Source organism: Streptomyces sp. NPDC091279 (assembly GCF_044757465.1).
Lineage (GTDB): Bacteria > Actinomycetota > Actinomycetes > Streptomycetales > Streptomycetaceae > Streptomyces.
On sequence record NZ_JBIVVA010000010.1, the window covers coordinates 207,977 to 225,659 of the forward strand.

At 71.5% G+C, this 17,683-nt stretch carries 18 protein-coding genes; 12 read left to right on the top strand and 6 right to left on the bottom strand.

The genetic code is table 11. The features are described 5' to 3' along the window. Nucleotides 1-68: 68 nt before the first annotated feature. The 7 genes from ACIQOU_RS25530 to ACIQOU_RS25560 all read left to right on the top strand — a co-directional run bounded on the left by ACIQOU_RS25530 (nt 69) and on the right by ACIQOU_RS25560 (nt 7,629). Nucleotides 69-1,088, top strand: coding sequence for an ABC transporter substrate-binding protein (locus tag ACIQOU_RS25530; RefSeq protein ID WP_401539317.1), 1,020 nt, complete (start codon nt 69-71; stop codon nt 1,086-1,088). Then, nucleotides 1,085-2,167 (top strand): FecCD family ABC transporter permease, encoded by a 1,083-nt coding sequence (locus ACIQOU_RS25535; protein WP_401539319.1) that lies wholly within the window; start codon nt 1,085-1,087, stop codon nt 2,165-2,167. The genes ACIQOU_RS25530 and ACIQOU_RS25535 overlap by 4 nt, the downstream gene beginning before the upstream one ends. 196 nt (nt 2,168-2,363) lie before the next feature. Then, nucleotides 2,364-3,185, top strand: coding sequence for a heme ABC transporter ATP-binding protein (locus tag ACIQOU_RS25540; RefSeq protein ID WP_401539321.1), 822 nt, complete (start codon nt 2,364-2,366; stop codon nt 3,183-3,185). 189 nt (nt 3,186-3,374) lie between these two features. Further along, the gene (gene efeO / locus ACIQOU_RS25545) at nt 3,375-4,511 is read left to right on the top strand and encodes an iron uptake system protein EfeO (protein WP_401539323.1); all 1,137 of its coding nucleotides are present in this window, start codon (nt 3,375-3,377) and stop codon (nt 4,509-4,511) included. 8 nt (nt 4,512-4,519) lie between these two features. Then, nucleotides 4,520-5,770 carry an iron uptake transporter deferrochelatase/peroxidase subunit gene (gene efeB / locus ACIQOU_RS25550; RefSeq protein WP_401539325.1) on the top strand — a complete coding sequence of 417 codons (1,251 nt, stop codon included), beginning with the start codon at nt 4,520-4,522 and terminating at the stop codon, nt 5,768-5,770. 4 nt (nt 5,771-5,774) lie between these two features. Continuing rightward, the gene (gene efeU, locus ACIQOU_RS25555; RefSeq protein ID WP_401539327.1) at nt 5,775-6,647 is read left to right on the top strand and encodes an iron uptake transporter permease EfeU; all 873 of its coding nucleotides are present in this window, start codon (nt 5,775-5,777) and stop codon (nt 6,645-6,647) included. Continuing rightward, nucleotides 6,607-7,629 (top strand): hypothetical protein, encoded by a 1,023-nt coding sequence (locus ACIQOU_RS25560; protein ID WP_401539328.1) that lies wholly within the window; start codon nt 6,607-6,609, stop codon nt 7,627-7,629. The genes efeU and ACIQOU_RS25560 overlap by 41 nt, the downstream gene beginning before the upstream one ends. Before the next feature lie 3 nt (nt 7,630-7,632). On the opposite strand, the gene ACIQOU_RS25565 is transcribed toward ACIQOU_RS25560, so the two are convergent. The 4 genes from ACIQOU_RS25565 to ACIQOU_RS25580 form a co-directional block, all read right to left on the bottom strand. Continuing rightward, the gene (locus ACIQOU_RS25565; RefSeq protein WP_401539330.1) at nt 7,633-8,391 is read right to left on the bottom strand and encodes a bifunctional DNA primase/polymerase; all 759 of its coding nucleotides are present in this window, start codon (nt 8,389-8,391) and stop codon (nt 7,633-7,635) included. 196 nt (nt 8,392-8,587) lie between these two features. After that, nucleotides 8,588-9,202, bottom strand: coding sequence for a TetR/AcrR family transcriptional regulator (locus ACIQOU_RS25570; RefSeq protein ID WP_401539331.1), 615 nt, complete (start codon nt 9,200-9,202; stop codon nt 8,588-8,590). A 363-nt stretch (nt 9,203-9,565) separates the two neighbouring features. Then, on the bottom strand, nt 9,566-10,564 hold the full coding sequence (locus ACIQOU_RS25575; protein ID WP_401539333.1) for a small ribosomal subunit Rsm22 family protein: 999 nt from the start codon (nt 10,562-10,564) through the stop codon (nt 9,566-9,568). Nucleotides 10,565-11,094: 530 nt separating this feature from the next. Beyond that, nucleotides 11,095-11,646: a flavoprotein gene (locus ACIQOU_RS25580; protein WP_401539334.1), complete on the bottom strand. Its 552-nt coding sequence runs from the start codon at nt 11,644-11,646 to the stop codon at nt 11,095-11,097. A gap of 108 nt (nt 11,647-11,754) precedes the next feature. Here ACIQOU_RS25580 and ACIQOU_RS25585 point away from each other — a divergent pair, with 108 nt between their 5' ends. The 5 genes from ACIQOU_RS25585 (at nt 11,755) to ACIQOU_RS25605 (ending at nt 15,107) form a co-directional block, all read left to right on the top strand. Continuing rightward, complete coding sequence (locus ACIQOU_RS25585) at nt 11,755-12,966, top strand: helix-turn-helix domain-containing protein (RefSeq protein ID WP_401539336.1); 1,212 nt, start codon at nt 11,755-11,757, stop codon at nt 12,964-12,966. Between the two features lie 116 nt (nt 12,967-13,082). Then, complete coding sequence (locus tag ACIQOU_RS25590; protein ID WP_401539338.1) at nt 13,083-13,406, top strand: hypothetical protein; 324 nt, start codon at nt 13,083-13,085, stop codon at nt 13,404-13,406. Next, a complete protein-coding gene (locus ACIQOU_RS25595; RefSeq protein ID WP_401539340.1) occupies nt 13,403-14,089 on the top strand; it encodes a hypothetical protein in 687 nt (228 codons plus the stop codon). The genes ACIQOU_RS25590 and ACIQOU_RS25595 overlap by 4 nt, the downstream gene beginning before the upstream one ends. Further along, nucleotides 14,086-14,670 (top strand): hypothetical protein, encoded by a 585-nt coding sequence (locus ACIQOU_RS25600; RefSeq protein WP_401539342.1) that lies wholly within the window; start codon nt 14,086-14,088, stop codon nt 14,668-14,670. Before ACIQOU_RS25595 ends, ACIQOU_RS25600 begins: the two co-directional genes overlap by 4 nt. Further along, on the top strand, nt 14,667-15,107 hold the full coding sequence (locus ACIQOU_RS25605) for a hypothetical protein (RefSeq protein WP_401539343.1): 441 nt from the start codon (nt 14,667-14,669) through the stop codon (nt 15,105-15,107). Before ACIQOU_RS25600 ends, ACIQOU_RS25605 begins: the two co-directional genes overlap by 4 nt. Nucleotides 15,108-15,239: 132 nt before the next feature. On the opposite strand, the gene ACIQOU_RS25610 is transcribed toward ACIQOU_RS25605, so the two are convergent. Further along, nucleotides 15,240-16,409, bottom strand: a complete 1,170-nt coding sequence (locus ACIQOU_RS25610) for a serine hydrolase domain-containing protein (protein WP_401539345.1) — start codon at nt 16,407-16,409, stop codon at nt 15,240-15,242. Next, on the bottom strand, nt 16,361-17,668 hold the full coding sequence (locus ACIQOU_RS25615) for a multidrug effflux MFS transporter (RefSeq protein ID WP_401539346.1): 1,308 nt from the start codon (nt 17,666-17,668) through the stop codon (nt 16,361-16,363). The genes ACIQOU_RS25610 and ACIQOU_RS25615 overlap by 49 nt, the downstream gene beginning before the upstream one ends. Nucleotides 17,669-17,683: the final 15 nt, after the last annotated feature.

Below are 17,683 nucleotides of genomic sequence, written 5' to 3' on the forward strand. Positions count from 1 at the left end.
TAACCTAAGCTTTACCGAAGCCCTACGGCAGTGGCCGACAGAGAGGAACGGACCAGACAGTGCGACGCTTGCGCACACGACTGGCGGGAGCACTGGTGTCCGTGCTCACCCTGACCCTGACCGCGACCGCCTGCGGTGGACCGGCGGACACGGGTTCCGCCGCCAACTCCCCTACCACAAAGGCCACGTTGGCCGCCGCCAACCGGGTCGAGCCGTTGACCGGCACCGCCCGCCCCGACCTCCCCGTCACCGTCGGGTCTGCCGACGGGAAGAAGGTGACCGTCGAGCGGGCCGACCGGATCGTGCCGCTCTCCGGCAGCCTGAGCGAGATCGTGTTCACCCTCGGCCTCGGCAGCCGGGTCGTCGCCCGGGACATCACCGCGACCTTCGAGCAGGCGGCGAAGCTGCCCGTGGTGACCCGCGCCCATGACGTCTCCGCCGAGGGCGTGCTCTCCCTCAAGCCCGATCTGGTGCTCGCCGAGACCACCACCGGGCCTTCCGAGGCCATGGACCAGATCCGCGCCGCCGGCATCCCGATCGTGGTGGTCTCCCCCGCGCAGGGTCTCGACGACGTCGCCACCCGCATCGGCGCGGTCGCTAACGCCCTCGGGGTACCGGCGGCCGGGAAGCGGCTCACCGCGCGGTCGGAGGCCCGTATAGCCACCGTCCGCAAGGGAGTTCCCCGGGAGACGAAGAAGCCGCGGGTCGCCTTCCTCTATCTGCGCGGCTCCGCCTCCGTCTATCTGATCGGCGGCAAGGGCTCGGGCGCCACCTCGCTCATCGAGGCGGCGGGCGGCGTCGACGCCGGGGCCGCGTCGGGGCTGACGAAGGACTTCACCGCGATCACCAGCGAGGCCCTGGTGAAGGCCGCGCCGGACGCGATTCTCGTCATGAGCAAGGGACTTGAGTCGGTCGGCGGCATCGAGGGACTGGTCAGGATTCCCGGCGTCGCCCAGACCCCGGCCGGGCTCGACCGCCGGGTCGTCTCCGTCGAGGACGGCGTCCTGCTCAACTACGGCCCCCGCACCGACCAGGTCCTCACCTCCGTCGTCGCACAGCTCTACGGCAAGGGCGGCGACGCCCGATGACCGTGCTGGACAAGGCAGTTGAGGGCGATGTCACCGCGCCCGTCCGGCGTCGGCGGCCCACCGGGGCGCTGCTCACCGGCGCGCTGGTCGTCGCGTTGGTGGTGCTGATCCCCGTCGCCGCCTCCCTCGGCGCCTACCCGGTGCCGGTCGGCCATGTGCTGGCCTCCGTGCGGCACCATGTCGGGCTCGGCGGCGGGGAGTTGGACCGGGTCGCGGAGTCGGTGCTGTGGAACGTGCGGTTCCCGAGGATCGTCCTCGCGCTGCTGGTCGGCGCCTCCCTCGGGTGCGCCGGGGCCCTGATGCAGGGGGTGTTCGGCAACCCGCTCGCGGAACCGGGGGTGATCGGCGTCTCGTCCGGTGCGGCGGTGGGCGCGGTCGCGGTGATCGCGTTCGGCATCGACTTCCTCGGCACCTGGACGGTGTCGCTCTTCGCCTTCGCCTCCGGGCTCGTGACCGTGCTCCTCGTGTACGCGATGTCCCGGTCAGGGGGGCGCACCGAGGTCGTCACGCTGATCCTGACCGGCATCGCGGTGAACGCGTTCGCGGGGGCGCTGATCGGCCTGTTCCTCTTCTTCGCGGACACCGCCGCGATCAACCAGATCACCTTCTGGCAGCTCGGTTCGCTCTCCCAGGCGACCTGGCCGAAGGTGCTCGCGGTGCTGCCGTGCGCGGCGATCGGCCTGGGGATAGCGCCCCTGTACGCCCGCCGTCTCGACCTCCTCTCGCTCGGTGAACGCCCGGCCCGGCACCTCGGCGTGGACGTGGAGCGGCTGCGGATCGTGCTGGTGCTGGTGATCGCGCTGCTGACGGCGGCCGCGGTGAGCGTCTCCGGGATCATCGGCTTCGTCGGCCTGGTCGTGCCGCATCTGCTGCGAATGGCGGCGGGCCCCGGGCACCGGTTGCTGGTGCCGGCGAGTGCGGTGCTGGGCGCGCTGGTCCTGCTCGCCGCCGACCTCACGGCCCGCACGGTGGCCGCCCCCGCCGAACTTCCCCTCGGCGTCCTCACCGCCCTGCTCGGCAGCCCCTTCTTCTTCTGGCTGCTGCGCAGAACCCGCCGCAGACAAGGGGGTTGGGCATGACAGCCCCGCCGAGCCACCTCCCGCGACGACGCCTGCACCACCGTTCCCCTCGTACGGAACGGCGCCTGCACCACCGTTCCCCTCATGCGCAACGACGCCTGCACCACCGTTCCCCTCATGCGGAACGACGCCTGCACCGCCGTTCCGCCGCCTCGCAACGACCCCTGCACCGCCGTTCCTCCTCCAAGGACCCCGTATGAGACGCCTCCTGCGGTCGCGACCCGCGCCGCCCTCTCCCGCCGCTCCCGGTGATCTGCTCGCCGAGGCCGATGCCGTGTGCGTGCGGCTCGGGGGCCGGGATGTCCTGGACGGGGTCGGTCTCGGGGTGCGGGCCGGTGAGGTGTTGGCGTTGGTCGGGCCCAACGGGGCCGGGAAATCAACCCTGTTGGGAGTGCTCGCCGCCGATCTCCCGGTCGTCTCCGGTGTCGTGCGCATCGACGGCCGCCCGGTCACGGAGTGGTCCGCGCCCGAACTCGCGCTGCGGCGGGCGGTGTTGCCGCAGTCGGCGGCGCTGTCGTTCCCGTTCACGGTCGAGGACGTCGTGCGGATGGGGCGGGCACCGCACGACGCCTCCCCCGCCGAGGACGATCTCGCGGTGGCCGGTGCGATGGCCGCGACCGAGGTGACCGGCTTCGCGGACCGCCCGTTCTCCGCGCTGAGCGGCGGGGAACGCGCCCGGGTCGCGCTGGCCCGGGTCCTCGCCCAGCAGACGCCGTTGCTGCTGCTCGACGAACCGACCGCCGCCCTGGACCTCAAACACCAGGAGCTGGTGCTGCGGCTGTGCCGGGAGCGGGCGCGGGCCGGGGACGCCGTGGTGGTCGTGCTGCACGATCTGGGGCTCGCCGCCGCCTACGCGCACCGGGTGGCGGTGCTGCACGCCGGACGGGTCGCCGCCGACGGGCCGCCCGGTGAGGTGTGCACGCGGGCGCTGCTGTCCCGGGTCTACGACCAGCCGGTGGACGTGCTCCCGCACCCGCGCACCGGCGCGCTCCTGATCACCCCTCAGCGGGACCTTTGAGTTCCCTTTGACCACCACTTGGCGCGCATTTTGAGCCACCGTGATCGGCTTGTGCCCCGTCACCCCACATGAGAGCTGAATCACCGCATGGGCGGGTATCACCTACCCGAGGCTTGGATAAGTTAGGCGAGCCTCACCAATCCCGGGTGAGCCCGGAACCGCGATTTCTCGCCACCTCTTGGAGCCCGTATGCGAGCCGTCAGACTCTCGTTCGTGACCGCCGCCGCCACCGCGGCGGCCCTGACCGCGGTCACCGGCTGCACCGAGAAGAGCACCGGCGACGGTGACGGCGCGATCCAGGTGACCGCCGCCGACACGACGTGCGACACCTCGACGAAGTCCGTCCCGGCCGGGCAGGTGACGTTGAAGATCGCGAACTCGGGTTCGCGGGCGACCGAGGTGGAGATCCTCTTCCCGGACGACCGGATCGTCTCCGAGAAGGAGAACATCGGCCCCGGCACCAAGTACACGCTGACCGCCGAGGTGAAGGCCGGTGCGTACGAGATCGCGTGCCGCCCGGGGATGAAGGGGCACGGGGTGCGGCAGAAGCTGACCGTGACCGGCGGCAAGGTCGCCAAGCGGGACCCGAAGCTGGACCAGGCCGTGGCCGCCTACCGCGCGTACGCGCAGGAGCAGGCGGACGCGACGATCCCGAAGGTGGAGACGTTCGCGAACGCCGTCAAGGCGGGCGATCTCACGGCCGCGAGGAACGCGTTCGCGCCGTCCCGGGTCGGCTGGGAGCGCACCGAGCCGATCGCGGAGTCGTTCGGCGACATCGACCCCAAGACCGACACCCGCGCCGACGGCCTGGAGGCCGGGCAGAAGTGGACCGGCTGGCACCGCCTGGAGAAGTCGCTCTGGGAGGACAAGAAGATCGGCGCCACCGAGAAGTCCCTCGCCGCCGAACTCGTCACCGACCTGAAGGACTGGCAGCAGCGGGTCGGCAAGGCCGAGATCACCCCGACCTCGATGGCCAACGGCGCCAAGGAACTCCTCGACGAGGTCGCCACCAGCAAGGTCACCGGCGAGGAGGACCGTTACTCGCACACCGACCTGAGCGACTTCCAGGCCAACGTCGACGGCGCGCAGAAGGCGTACGAGCTGCTCAAGCCGGTGGTGCGGAAGAACGACGCGGCGCTCACCACCGAACTCGACAAGGAGTTCGCGGCGTTGGACACACTGCTCGACACGTACCGCTCGACGTCGACGTCGGACGGGTTCGAGCCGTACGACAAGGTCGGCAAGGCGCAGCGCAAGGAGCTGTCGGACCAGGTCAACGCCCTGGCCGAGCCGCTGTCCAAGCTCGCCGCCGCTGTCGTGAAGTAGGCGTGGCCATGACCGAGACTCAGGATGCGGGGGCGTCGGCGTCCCCTTCGCGGCGGGCGCTGATCGGCTGGGGCGGGGCCGGGCTCGCGCTCGGCGCCGTCGCGGCGGGCGGTGCGGTGGCGCTGGCCGGGGAGAGCGACGACGCCGATCCCACCGGCGGCGCGGTCGCCTTCCACGGCGCGCACCAGGCGGGGATCGCCACGCCGGTGCAGGACCGGCTGCACTTCGCCGCGTTCGACGTGAAGACCGACGACCGCGCGGAGTTCGTGCAGTTGCTGAAGGACTGGACGGCGGCGGCGCGGCGGCTGACGGCCGGGCACACCGTCGGCGACGGCGCGTACGGCGGGCTCGCGGAGGCGCCGCCGGACGACACAGGCGAGGCGCTGGGGCTCACACCGTCGCGGCTGACGTTGACGATCGGTTTCGGGCCGACGCTCTTCGACCGCTTCGGCCTCAAGGACAGCCGTCCCGCCGCCCTCGTCGACCTGCCGAAGTTCCCCGGCGACAACCTCGACGCGACCCGCACCGGCGGCGACCTGTGCGTGCAGGCCTGCGCCGATGATCCGCAGGTCGCCGTGCACGCGATCCGCAACCTGGCCCGCATCGGCTTCGGCACCGTCGCCGTGCGCTGGTCCCAACTGGGCTTCGGGAAAACGTCGTCGACGACCCCGAACGCCCAAACCCCCCGCAATCTCATGGGGTTCAAGGACGGCACGCGCAACATCGCGGGCACCGAGACGGACCGTCTGAAGAAGTACGTGTGGGCCGGTGCCGGGGACGGACCGGCCTGGATGACCGGCGGCTCGTATCTCGTGGCCCGGCGTATCCGCATGAACATCGAGACGTGGGACCGGAGTTCGCTCCAGGAGCAGGAGGACGTGTTCGGCCGCGACAAGGGCACCGGCGCCCCGGTCGGCAAGGCGAAGGAACACGACCAGCCGTTCCTGAAGGCGATGAAACCGACCGCGCACGTCCGTCTCGCGCACCCCGACTCCAATCACGGCATCACCATCCTGCGCCGGGGCTACTCCTTCACCGACGGCACCGACGGCCTCGGCCGGCTGGACGCGGGGCTGTTCTTCCTCGCCTACCAGCGTGATGTGCGCGAGGGGTTCATCCCGCTCCAGCGCAGCCTGTCCGCGAAGGACGCGCTCAACGAGTACATCCAGCACGTGGGTTCGGCGGTCTTCGCCGTGCCGCCGGGCGTCCGCGACCAGGACGACTGGTGGGGCCGCACGTTGTTCACCAAGGAGGCGTAGGGCCGTGTTCTCCAACTATCTGATCGGCCTGCGTGAGGGCCTCGAAGCCAGTCTCGTCGTCTGCATCCTGATCGCCTACCTGGTCAAGACCGGGCGGCGGGACGCGCTGAAGCCGATCTGGACCGGCATCGCCGTCGCGATCGTCCTCGCCCTGGGCTTCGGCTGCGTCCTCGAATTCGGTTCCCAGGAGCTGACGTTCCAGGCGCAGGAGGGGCTCGGCGGCTCGCTGTCGGTCATCGCGGTGGGCCTGGTGACGTGGATGGTGTTCTGGATGCGGCGCACCGCCCGGCACCTCAAGGCGGAGCTGCACGGCAAGCTGGACGCGGCCCTCGCGATGGGCACCGGCGCCCTGGTCGCGACGGCGTTCCTGGCGGTGGGCCGGGAGGGTCTGGAGACGGCCCTGTTCGTGTGGGCGTCGGTGCACGCGGCCGGTGACGGCACCCCGCGTCCGCTGGTCGGGGCGGCGCTCGGCCTGGCCACGGCGGTGTTCCTCGGCTGGCTGTTCTACCGGGGCGCGCTGCGGATCAACCTCGCGAAGTTCTTCACCTGGACCGGCGGCATGCTGGTGGTCGTCGCGGCGGGCGTGCTGGCGTACGGCTTCCACGATCTCCAGGAGGCCAACCTGCTGCCGGGCCTGACCGACCTGGCGTTCGACATCAGTGGCACGATCCCGCCGGACAGCTGGTACGGCACGCTCCTGAAGGGTGTCTTCAACTTCCAGCCCGACCCGACAGTCCTCCAGGTCACGGTGTGGCTGCTGTACCTGGTCCCGACGCTCGCCGTGTTCTTCGCCCCGGTAGGGTTCGCCTCCGGGAAGGGGAAGGTGGAGCAACCTGATGAGCAGGGATCGCGGCCCTCGCAGGCCCCGCAGTCTTGACCGGCGCGTACCGCGGCTCGACCGGCGTGTACTGATGGCGGCCACGGCGTTGGCGTTGTCGTTGACGGCGAGCGGGTGCGTGGTGGTCCACGGGGAGCGGGTCGTGCTCCCCTCGACCACCCGCGCCGAGGCCGCGAAGGCGCTCCAGCAGTTCACCGCCGCGTACAACAAGGCCGATGCGGCGTACGACAGTTCACTCGACGCCGACCATGTGACCGGGGCGCTCGGGGACATCGACGCGGCCCGGTTGAAGGCCGGTCACGCCAACAGTCCGAGCGGCAACGCGGCGCACACTCCGCTGGAGTTCAGCGACGTCACGTACACGATCCCGGAGAAGGCAGGTTGGCCGCGCTGGTTCGTGGCGGAGGCGCAGGGCAACAAGGGCGGAACGTCGCACTGGTTGATGGTGTTCACCCGGCACGGTCTCCATGAGACGTGGCAGGTCGCCTACTTGACGTTGATCGCGCCGAACGCGCTGCCCGAGATCAAGAAGAACGCCGCCGGCTGGGCCGAGAACGTCCCCGCGAACTCCCCCGAACTCGCCGTCCCGCCCGGCGAGTTGAGCAAGGACTACGCGACGTATCTGAAGAGCGGCGGGCAGACCTTCGCCGCCGGGCCGCACACCGACCAGTGGCGCGCGCAGCGCCAGAAGGCGGGCAAGCGGCCGGGGCTCACCACGCAGTACATCGACGAGCCGCTGACCGACGGCGACTACGCCCCGTTGGCGCTGCGCACCGAGGACGGCGGCGCGCTGGTGTTCTTCACCACCCGGCGCTACGAGAAGCAGACGGCGTTCACCGGCACGTCGATCCCCACGCCGAACGCGAATGTGCAGGCGCTCACGACCGGCGAGATCAAGCAGTCGCTGACGATGGAGTTCATGTCGAACGGCGTGGCCGTCGACCCCGTCAAGGGCGCGTCGAACGACAAGGTGAGCATCGTGTCCCGCCTGGAGGGTCTGACGTCGGCCGAGGGCGGCTGAGGGTCAGCGGCGCATCGGCCAGCCCGCGCCGACCTGGTCGTGGTCGGCGGGGTCGCTCTCCCGTCCGGCGTACCGGGCGCAGGCGTCGGTGAGGGTTTCGAGGAGGCTCAGCGGGTCGGGCAACGGGTGTTCCGGGCCGCGCACCCAGTGCACGGACTGGCCGTCGTCGCCCGGGAGTCGGGCGGGCGGGACCAGCACATAGGAGCCTCGGCAGTGCCAGCGAAGACCGGGGTGTTCGTCGGCGGTCTCGGGGTGGCAGTCCAGCTCGCACGGCCACCACTCGTCCTCGTCCTCGGGGGTGCCCCGGGTGAGGGTGAAGAACAGCAGCCGCCCGTCGTCGCTCTCGGCGACAGGCCCGACGTCGATCCCGGCGCCGAGGAGCCGTTCCAACGCTTCCTGACCGGCCTCCAGGGGCAGGTCGAGGACGTCGTGGACCATGCCGGTCGCGGTGATGAAGTTGGCCTGCGGCTGGTGGCGGGCCCAGCGTTCGATCTGCGCGCGGTCGGTGGTGGACTGCGTCTGCCAGGCGAACGACACCGGGTGCCGGGCCGGGGTGGGACAGCCGACGCGGTCGCAGGAACACCGGTAGCCGGGCGCCGGGTGGGCGGCGGGCGCGAGCGGCAGTCCCGCCCCGGCGGCGGCCAGCAGCAGGGCCTCACGGTCGGCGGTGTCGGCGGCCTCCTTCGGCCGGCGTTTGCGCAGCCACTGGGAGAGCCTGCCCGGCAGGCCGGTCCGTTCCGAGTCCGCGTTGTCCGCGCTCATCTGCCCCTCGCCTCGCTGTCGTGCAAAACAGCATGCCCTATGGTCCCACTCGCGAACGCCTCGGGGGGCCGGAGCGGGCATCCCGGGCACGGGGGACGAGAGCCCCCTCACACCGTAATCACACACCATGACCACTTTTCACGCCCTTTTCACGGCGCACGCCCCCGGCGCCGAGGCCGCTGTTCTCACACACTCCTCACCTCGGGGTGAGGCCGCCGAGGGCGTAGTCGACGAGGGTGTCGGTGTAGGCGTGGCTGATGGGGCCGGTGTGCTGGAGCCAGCGCTGGGCGAGCGGTGAGACGAACAGTTCGAGGGCGATCCGCGGGTCGACCTCGCGGCGGACCTGTCCGGTCTCCTGCGCGGCCGTCAACCGGTCGACGTACAGCTGGAGTTGGGGTTCGAGGAGCCGGGCCACGAACTCCCGCCCGAGCCGTTCGTTGACCACGCCCTCGGCGGCCAGCGCGCGGGTCGGGGCCTCGAAACGGGGGTCGAGCAGCTCGTCGACGGTGGCCCGCAGCACGGCCTTGAGGTCGGCGGCGAGATCCCCGGTGTCCGGGAAGACGAACGGTTCCTGCCCCGCGTCGAGGGCGGCCCGCTCCGACAACGCGAGAAACGCCTCAAGCAGCACCTCGGCCTTCGAGGGCCACCACCGGTAGATGGTCTGCTTCCCCACCCCGGCCCGCGCGGCGATCCCCTCGACGGTGGTCTTCGCGAAACCGACCTCGACCACGAGAGCGAGCGCGGCATCCTGAATAGCCCGCCGAGCCCGCTCACTACGCCGCCCGCCCCCGCCGGAGCCCTCCTTGACCATAAAGAAACGGTACCAACGAGCCGGGGGGCCTTGAGTGGCCTGCTCTCGGGGGGGCACTTGCAGCCTGCGGCACGGACACACCGACAGGGGCGCGGGGCACTTGCAGGCGGGCGTCCGGGCAGCCCACATAAGGGGCGCGGGGAACTGCGCGACCAGCCACGACGGCGCCGCACCCGACAACCGCACCGCACCGCACCGCACCCCGCGAGGGCTGCCGCCCGCTCCGGCGACGAGACATCTCCCGTCGCCGGAGCGACCAACCACCCCTACGAGTACTTCACGCACACATTCAGCCCGAGGGCGCGGCCCGATCTTATGCGACCCTCACATCCCGAAAGCAAACGGGTTCGGGGCACCGAAACGCTAGCTCTCACCGTCCGCCAACAGCCCCGCAGGCGGCCACACATCGCCCCAACTCGCATCACGCGCCGCCTTGTAAAGGTCCCCGTGACGTTTGGTGATCGTCGTGCGATGGAGCGCTGGTTCCCGTTCGCACAGATCCAGAAGCACCTGCCCCTTGCGGATCTGCGGCTTGCGAACGACGCGGGAGGCAGCCGGCACGACCGGCAGCCGGGTTGCCGCGACGTAACTGAACTTCTCGTCCTCGTACGCGAGCGACCCCCCCTTCACCTGCCGGTGCAACGACGACCGACTCACCCGAGCCGAGAAGTGGCACCAGTCCTCACCGGGAACGATCGGACACGCGTCGTCATGCGGACAGGGCGCGGCGACCTTGAACCCGGCGGCGACCAGTCGCCCCCGCGCCTCGATGACCCGCGCATACCCCGCGGGCGTCCCCGCCTCCACGATCACGACAGCCTGCGCCGCACCGGCAACCGCATCGACAAGGGCGACCCGATCGGGCTCGGTGAGTTCGTTGAGAACGTAGGAAACGGTGACCAGGTCCGCGGGCTCGACAGCGAGCGCCGACCCGATGCGGGCCCGCTGCCAGCGGACGTCCGCCAACTCCGGGAGCGCGGCGGCGAGTTCACGCCCGAGGGCGAGGGCGGGTTCGGCCCAGTCGAGAACGGTCACCGGACGGACGCCGCCCCACGTCGCCGCCGTTGCCCAGGTCGCCGCGCCGGTGCCGCCACCCACGTCCGTGTGATCGGCCGGCGTCCACTCCGGAACGGCGTCGGCGAACTCCGCGAGCGCGGTGCGGACGGCTTCGAAGGTCGCCGGCATGCGGTACGCGGCATACGCGGCGACGTCGGCGCGGTCGCGCAGGATGGGGGCGTGGGTGGGGGGCGCTCCGCGGTACGTGGAGATGAGCCGGTCCACTGCCGTGGCGGCCTGGCGGGGTGGGAGGCCGTCCAGCACGTCGGCGAGTATGCGGCGCAGGGTCTGGGCGGCGTCGTTCACCCACCGAATTCTAGGCGACCAACGCGAGTGGAACTGCGCCGCTGAACGGGCACCGCCCTCACCCGCCGGACGGGCTGTTTGATGCCGACCTGCACTTCCTCGGCACCCAAGAGCCCTGGGGGCTGCGCCCCCAAACCCCCGCGTCGGCCCTGAACGGGCCTCGTCCTCAAACGCCGGACGGGCTGGTTGGGGCTGGCCCGCGCTCCCTCGGCGCCGAAGAGACTTGGGGGCGCTGCCCCCAAACCCCCGTTCGGCCTGAACGGCCTCGTCCTCAAACGCCGGACGGGCTGGTTGGGGCTGGCCGTGCCGGAAGAGGTACCCCGCCCCACCACGTCGACCGGCACTCCTGCCGCGCGGGCCTCGACGACGGTGTCGGAGGTGGCGGTGCGGGACCAATAGCCTCGCGGAACGACTGGCTACGGCCACGGGCCAGGTCCAGAAGGACAGTTGGGCACCTTCAGCTCGCCGCCCTCATGTGGCCGGTGTCAGCGTCGCCCACGCGTCGAGCCGCCGGACGGCGTGGCCGTGCTTCACGCGTGCCGGGGGCGGGCAAGCCGTTCCGCCGCGTCCAGTACCAGCCCCCACGGGTACTCCTTCGGTCGGCTCTGGCCCGGTTGGTTCGGTACGAACCCGCCCTCGCCGTAGAGGACTTCCACGCCCATCTCGCGGAGTTCGCTGATGCTCCGCTCGAATCGCAGGTGCTGTACGTAGGCCGCGTTCACGCACGGCATCAGTACCAGCGGGATGTCCTTGCCGACTCCCTCGGCGACGACCCCGACCACGAAGTCGTGAGTCAGCCCCAGCGCCCAGGAGTTCACCGTGTTGAAGGTGGCCGGTGCGACCGCGATGACGTCCGCCTTCGGCCACACGTCCGGCTCGCCCGGGGTCTTGTACTCGGACCGCACCGGATGCCCCGTCAACTCGGCCAGTACAGGCACCTGATCACCGAGCCACCGCACGGCCGTCGGCGTCAGACCCAGACACACATCGAACCCTCTGGCCTGCGCATCCTCGACCACCCGCCCGACGTCGAAGACGGGAGGCGCTGCCGAGCCGAACAGGTAGAGCACAGGAGTCGTCATGCGCTCTATCCGATCACACACGACCGGCCCGCTCGGGGCCGAGGCGATGGCAGCCCGGAGCCGACCGGGCGTACCGTTCTGAGTGTCGACGTCAGAACGGAGCCGATCGTGCCCTACCCAACTGACCTTCACAGCGGCGGAATCGGTGCCCGCATAGAGGAACTGCGCAAAGTACGCGGCTACTCCCTCCGCCAGCTCGGACAACGCGCACACGTCTCGCACGGCATGCTCGGCATGATCGAGAAGGGCGACAGGAACGCTTCCGAAGCCGTCGTCGGGGCCGTCGCCCGCGCGTTGGGGGTGGGTGTCTCGGTGCTCCGTGGACAGCCCTACCGCGAACAGCTCCAGCAGGACCAGATCGACCAGATGCTGGAGCCCATGGGCAGCGCGCTCGACAACTGGGACGTCCCCCCTGCCGACGACGCCATGGCGCCCCGGTCCGTGGCCGAGCTGCGGCAGGCCACCATGGAGACCCGCGGGATGCGGGAGCGTGCCGAGCTGGGGCAGCTCGCCGCCACGTTGCCCGGCCTGCTGGAGGAGTTGGCGCTCGCCGTCTTTCAGCACGACCGGCCGGGCCGTGATCGCGAACTCCTGCACTGGTGCCAGGCAGAAGCCGCGCGCGGCGTCTGGCGCGTCGCCTACCGGATCGGCGAAATGCATCTGGCCCGCCTGGCGCTGTCCCGCATGGCCTCGGCCTCCGCCCGGTCCGGCGACCCCCGGCAGGTGGCGATCGAACGGTGGATGCGCGCCCAGACCAGTTTCGAGGGCGGCCGGCCGGGCCTGGACATAGGAGTCCGGCTCCTGCACCAGGCGCTCCGGGACCTGGACGACGACGGCGATGTCCACACCCGGGCCGTGCGCGGCTCGCTCTACCTGAAGGGCTCGATCCTCGCGTCCCGTCAGGGCGACGCCGACGGCTCGAAGGGGTGGCTGGCCGAGGCCAAGGACCTTGCGCGGCAGACCGGCGAGACCACGTCCTACGAACTCACCTTCGGCCCGACCAACGTCGCCCAACACGCAGTGGCCGCCGCAGCAGACCGGGACGAGCACGGCGAGGCCCTGGAGTTGGCGCGGGAGGTGCACCTGCCCGAGGGCTACCCGGCCGGGCGCGCCGGCCACTTCTACATCGACCTCGCGCGCGCTCAGGTGTGGACGGCACAGCACGACGCCGCGTTCAACTCACTGCTGAAGGCCAAAGAGGCAGCACCACAGCAGACGCGGCATCACCCCCAGGTACACGAGACGGCCGCCGCTCTGCGCCGAGCACGCGCCAAAGTGACCGACCCACTCCGGGAGTTCTCCCTCTGGTGCGGCGTGTAGCGCTCCATTGACTGTGTGTCAAGAACCTTGGTGTCCACAGTCCGTGGACACCAAGGGCTTGCGCGCTGGCGACGATGTGACGAGTAACTCACTCACCGTCACATGGAGCCGACCCCATGACACCCCAGACCTACCGCCCACCCATCGAGGCCGCCCTCGCCCTACCCGCCCTCGCGGACCTGGACGAGCCCCGCGCGACCGGCCGCGCCTGCGTCTGGAACGGCGAACCACTCACCATCGAGACCGCCGTCGACCTGGGCGAACAGACGGACCCCGCCGGCCGCGTCTGTTTCCTGCGGGCCTGCCGCAAGCACGCCGGAAACGCCGCCCACCGCGCCCTCATGGAGCACGCCCCGAGCTGTGAGCAGTGCACCGACAACGCCGGTGGCTGCGACCTGGGCCGCATCCTGCTGCGCCTCATCCGGGACGGTCGCCGGTGATCCGCCCGATCCGGTACTGGAACGGCGTCCCCGTCCCGTTTCTCACTGCCTGGTCCGGCGAGGACGCGCCGCCGCAGGCGTTGGTCGTGCGGCACGGCAGGCAGGTCAGTGGCCTCGGCTTCCGCGACGAAGACCCGGCTGTCGACCGGCAGTTGAACGTGCTGTGGATGCGCATGCCCGCCGTGCCCGGCGTCGGTGAGCCCCGCTGGGACACCGTCCACGCCCTGCGCCAGCGCCAGACCATGACCCGCTCCCGCTGCCAGCTCTGCGGCGGAGCCGTACTCGACGCCCGCGCGGACCAACGCCTGCTGTTCCTGTTCGGGGCGTCGGCCGACCGGCACCCCATCGGCGACGGTGAGCGCACCTCCAGTCCCCCGCTGCACGCCACCTGCGCTCAACTCGCCGTCCAGCAATGCCCATTCCTCCGGCGCGGGTGGGTCGCCGCCCTCGTCGGATACACCGTCGACTGGGGCATCGCCGGAACCGTCTACGACCCGGACACCCTCACCCCGCTCACCGGACGCGTCGACGAGGTCCGCTACTACTCCGACCCCGTCGCCCTGCGGTGGGTCCTCGCCGCCCGCCTCATCGTCACCCTGCACGAGATCGACCCGGTGACCGACCTGGACACCCTCGCCGCCGGGGAACGCGCCCGCATCGAAGTCAGGCAGGCACCCCGGTGACCGCCCGCCCCCGGCGCACGTTCCGACTCCCCCGCTGGTTACGCCGACGCCGACGCCGTTCAACTGGCCTGCCCTGTAAGCCGTTTCCCCGTACCGGCACCCCGCCCCTGGAACCCTCCCTCTACCGGGCCGAGGTCCGTGCCGAGGGTCCCATCCACGGCACCGGCGAGAACGCCCAGTGCGTGCTGGCCGCCTTCCAGTCCATCTCCCCCAAGCTGGTGCTGCGGTGGCTCAGCTCACGGGCGTTGCACCTCGCCCACCGGCTCGACCCCGTCCCCGTCCGGCGGCCCTGGGTGTCGCCGCTGATGCACACCATCAGCTACCCCGCACCCGCCGGGCCCGCCCGACTCCGTGCCTGGGCGGCCGATCCGGCCCAACTCGACGCCGCCCGGGCGCACATCAAGAGCGGCTACCCCCTCTTCGTGAGGTTCACAGACACCGACGGCTGCATCTACACCCTCACCGTCTGGCCCGTCGCCTTCCACGCCAACTGGCCTGTCCAGCACGGCCGTTCCGCACCCGGCATCCCCGCTCACCCCCTCCACGCACTCGCAACACAGGACCCATGGACGTCACCGTGACAACTCCCCCTCACCTCAAGGCCGCCGCCCGCGACGCCGCCCGCGCCGACAGTGACGCCATCATCCAGCGTTACCAGGCCCGCGAACCCGTCTCCCGCATCGCCGCCGACTACCACGTCACCGCCAACTGGCTCGGGCTGCGCCTCATCGAGTGGGGCGTCCCCCGGCGTCACCGGCACGAAGCCCACGCCCTGCGCCGACCCGCCGGGCACGTCTTCCGAGGCCGCACCCGGCGTCGTTCCACCGCCGAAGTCAGGGCCGCCCAGGCCCAGTTCACCGGCGACCGAGCCGACGTCACCGCCCGCTACCTCGCCGGAACCTCCATCACCAGCCTCGCCCGCGAATACCAGGTCAACCCCGTCTGGATCACCGAGCGGCTCGACTGCTGGGACGTTCCCCGGCGTCGGCGTCCCGCCCCGCGCCCGGCGGAGAGTTGAGCGTCAGGCGCCGCGAGCCATTGTGCTGACCCGCGTCGGTGAGCCGTTCCACAGGCTGGTCGGTACGGACCTGCACCACAACGAACCGCCGAGCCAGCTCAGACAGCCCGCGCCACGAAGAACCGCCCCCCCTCACCGCACCGCCCTGCGCAACCGCGTCGCCGCGCTTGCCCTGGGGGCGTTGTTCGGAGGTTTGCGGCGTGGGTGGACCGTGTTGGCCAGGAGGATCAGGAAGGTGTCGGTCGAGGGGTCGAGGACGAGGGACGGGCCGGTGAAGCCGGTGTGGCCTGCCGCGCCGTTGCCTGCCAGGTCGCCCATGAACCAGGGCTGGTCCACCGCGAAGCCCAGGCCGGGCGGGGTCAGGAGGAGGTCGACGAGGTCGGGGGCGAGGATGCGGGCCTGGCCGTAGGCGCCGCCTGCCAGGAGGGTGCGGCAGAAGACGGCGAGGTCGCGGGCGGTGGCGAAGAGGCCCGCGTGACCGGCGACGCCGCCGAGCGCCCAGGCGTTCTCGTCGTGGACGACACCCCGCAGCATGCCCCGGTCGGCCTTGGCCCACGGGCGGCGCTGGTCCTCGGTGGCCGCAGCGGCGGGGCAGGGGCCGAAGTGGGTGGACGGCATGCCGAGGGGGCGCGTGATGCCGTCGCGGACGAGGACGTCGAGGGGGCGGTGGGCGACGCGTTCCAGGACGCGTTGGAGGAGGAGGAAGTTGAGGTCGGAGTAGGTGTAGGTGCCGGGCGGGCGGGCCGGGGGCTCGGTCTTGAGTCGGGTCCAGGCCTCGGCCGGGGTGCGGTGTTCGTAGAGCGGGAGTTCGGGGCGCAGGCCCGAGGTGTGGGTGAGGAGCTGGCGGACGGTGAGGCCCGCGCGGGCCGCCGCCGGGAAGTCGGGGAGGTGGCCGCCGATCCGGGCGTCGATGCCGAGGGTGCCGCGTTCGATCTGCTGGGCGGCCGCGACCGCCGTGAACAGTTTGGTGACCGACGCCAGATCGAAGGGCGTGGACGTGGTCGCCAACACCCGTTCGCCGGGCGGGAGTTCGACGCCGGTGTCGGTGTCGGGGTCGTAGGCCGCGTAGCGGACCGCCCAGCCCGCCGCGCGTTCGACGGCGATGACGGGGCCGCGCCCGGCCACCACGACGGTGGCCGGGGCCCAGGGGCGCTCGCCGGTGGTGAGGTCACGGACCTCGTCGGCGAGCAGCCGCAGCTCACCGGCGTCGAGTCCGGCCCGCTGTGCCGTGCCCCTGCGCAGTCTCGGTGCGCTCAGTTCCCCGCTCCCTCCACTTCCGCACGCCTGTTCCCAGGACGGCACAGTCCCACGAAGAAGGCGAGGGCCACCAGTGCGGACGCCAGTTGGACGACGGCCATCGGGACGGCGGTGTGCTCGCCCGCGATGCCGACCAGCGGCGAGGCGACCGCCCCGATCAGGAACGACGACGTGCCCAGCAGCGCCGACGCGGAACCGGCCGCCTGCCGGGTGCGCATCAGGGCGAGGGCCTGGGCGTTGGGCAGGGTCACGCCCATCGCGGACATCAGCACGAAGAGCCCGACGGAGACGGGGACCAGGCCGACCGGGCCGAAGACGCCCGTGGTCATGAGGAGCAGGGCGATCGCGGCGCCGATGACGATCAGCAGGCCCACCCCGAAGACCCGGTCCAGGCGGGCCCGGCCGACCAGCACCTTGCCGTTGAGCTGCCCCGCGAGAACCAGGCCGACGGAGTTGACGCCGAACAGCAGGCTGAACGTCTGCGGCGACGCCCCGTAGATCTCCTGGATGACGAACGGCGACGCCGAGACGTACGCGAACAGCGCGGCGAAGGTGAAACCACCCGCGAGCATGAACCCGGTGAACGGCAGATCGGCGAGGAGCCCCCGCATCGCGCGCAGGGCGTCGCCGACCCCGCCCGCGTGCCGGTCGGCCGGTGCGAGCGTCTCGGGGAGCTTGGTCCAGACGATCGCGGCGAGCAGGACGCCGACCCCGATGAGGACGACGAACACGCCCCGCCAGTCGGTCACCCGCAGGATCTGGCCGCCGATCAGCGGCGCGACGATCGGCGCGACGCCGGATATCAGCATCAGCGTGGAGAAGAACCGGGCCATCTCCATGCCGTCGTACAGGTCGCGGACGACGGCCCGCGCGATCACGATCCCGGCCGCCCCGGCCAGCCCCTGGAGCAGCCGGAACGCGACGAGGAGTTCGACCGTCGGCGCGATCGCGCACAGCGCGGTGGCGACGACGTACACGGCGAGCCCGACGAGCAGCGGGCGGCGCCGTCCCCAGCGGTCGCTCATCGGGCCGACCACCAGTTGCCCGAGGGCCATGCCGAGCAGGCAGGCGGTGAGGGTGAGCTGCACGGTCGCGGCGGACGCGCTGAGGGAGCGGGTGACCTCGGGCAGCGACGGCAGGTACATGTCCATCGCGAGCGGCGGGGTGGCGGTGAGCCCGCCGAGGATGAGGGTGACCAGCAGGCTCGCCTTGCGGGCGGCGGGCAGGTCGGCGGCGGTGACGGACGGCGGCGCCGTCGTACGGTTGAGGTCCTGCATGGATGTGGATGCCCCCTGGTCGGGCATGTGCCCCTCCCTCTG

What these genes read in the sequence shown, in the direction of transcription:
- efeB (WP_401539325.1), top strand. Translation starts at nt 4,520, where the DNA reads ATGACCGAGACTCAGGATGCGGGGGCGTCGGCGTCCCCTTCGCGGCGG.
- ACIQOU_RS25565 (WP_401539330.1), bottom strand. Translation starts at nt 8,391, where the DNA reads ATGAGCGCGGACAACGCGGACTCGGAACGGACCGGCCTGCCGGGCAGG.
- ACIQOU_RS25540 (WP_401539321.1), top strand. Translation starts at nt 2,364, where the DNA reads ATGAGACGCCTCCTGCGGTCGCGACCCGCGCCGCCCTCTCCCGCCGCT.
- ACIQOU_RS25570 (WP_401539331.1), bottom strand. Translation starts at nt 9,202, where the DNA reads ATGGTCAAGGAGGGCTCCGGCGGGGGCGGGCGGCGTAGTGAGCGGGCT.
- ACIQOU_RS25580 (WP_401539334.1), bottom strand. Translation starts at nt 11,646, where the DNA reads ATGACGACTCCTGTGCTCTACCTGTTCGGCTCGGCAGCGCCTCCCGTC.
- ACIQOU_RS25535 (WP_401539319.1), top strand. Translation starts at nt 1,085, where the DNA reads ATGACCGTGCTGGACAAGGCAGTTGAGGGCGATGTCACCGCGCCCGTC.
- ACIQOU_RS25615 (WP_401539346.1), bottom strand. Translation starts at nt 17,668, where the DNA reads ATGCCCGACCAGGGGGCATCCACATCCATGCAGGACCTCAACCGTACG.
- efeO (WP_401539323.1), top strand. Translation starts at nt 3,375, where the DNA reads ATGCGAGCCGTCAGACTCTCGTTCGTGACCGCCGCCGCCACCGCGGCG.
- ACIQOU_RS25590 (WP_401539338.1), top strand. Translation starts at nt 13,083, where the DNA reads ATGACACCCCAGACCTACCGCCCACCCATCGAGGCCGCCCTCGCCCTA.
- ACIQOU_RS25560 (WP_401539328.1), top strand. Translation starts at nt 6,607, where the DNA reads ATGAGCAGGGATCGCGGCCCTCGCAGGCCCCGCAGTCTTGACCGGCGC.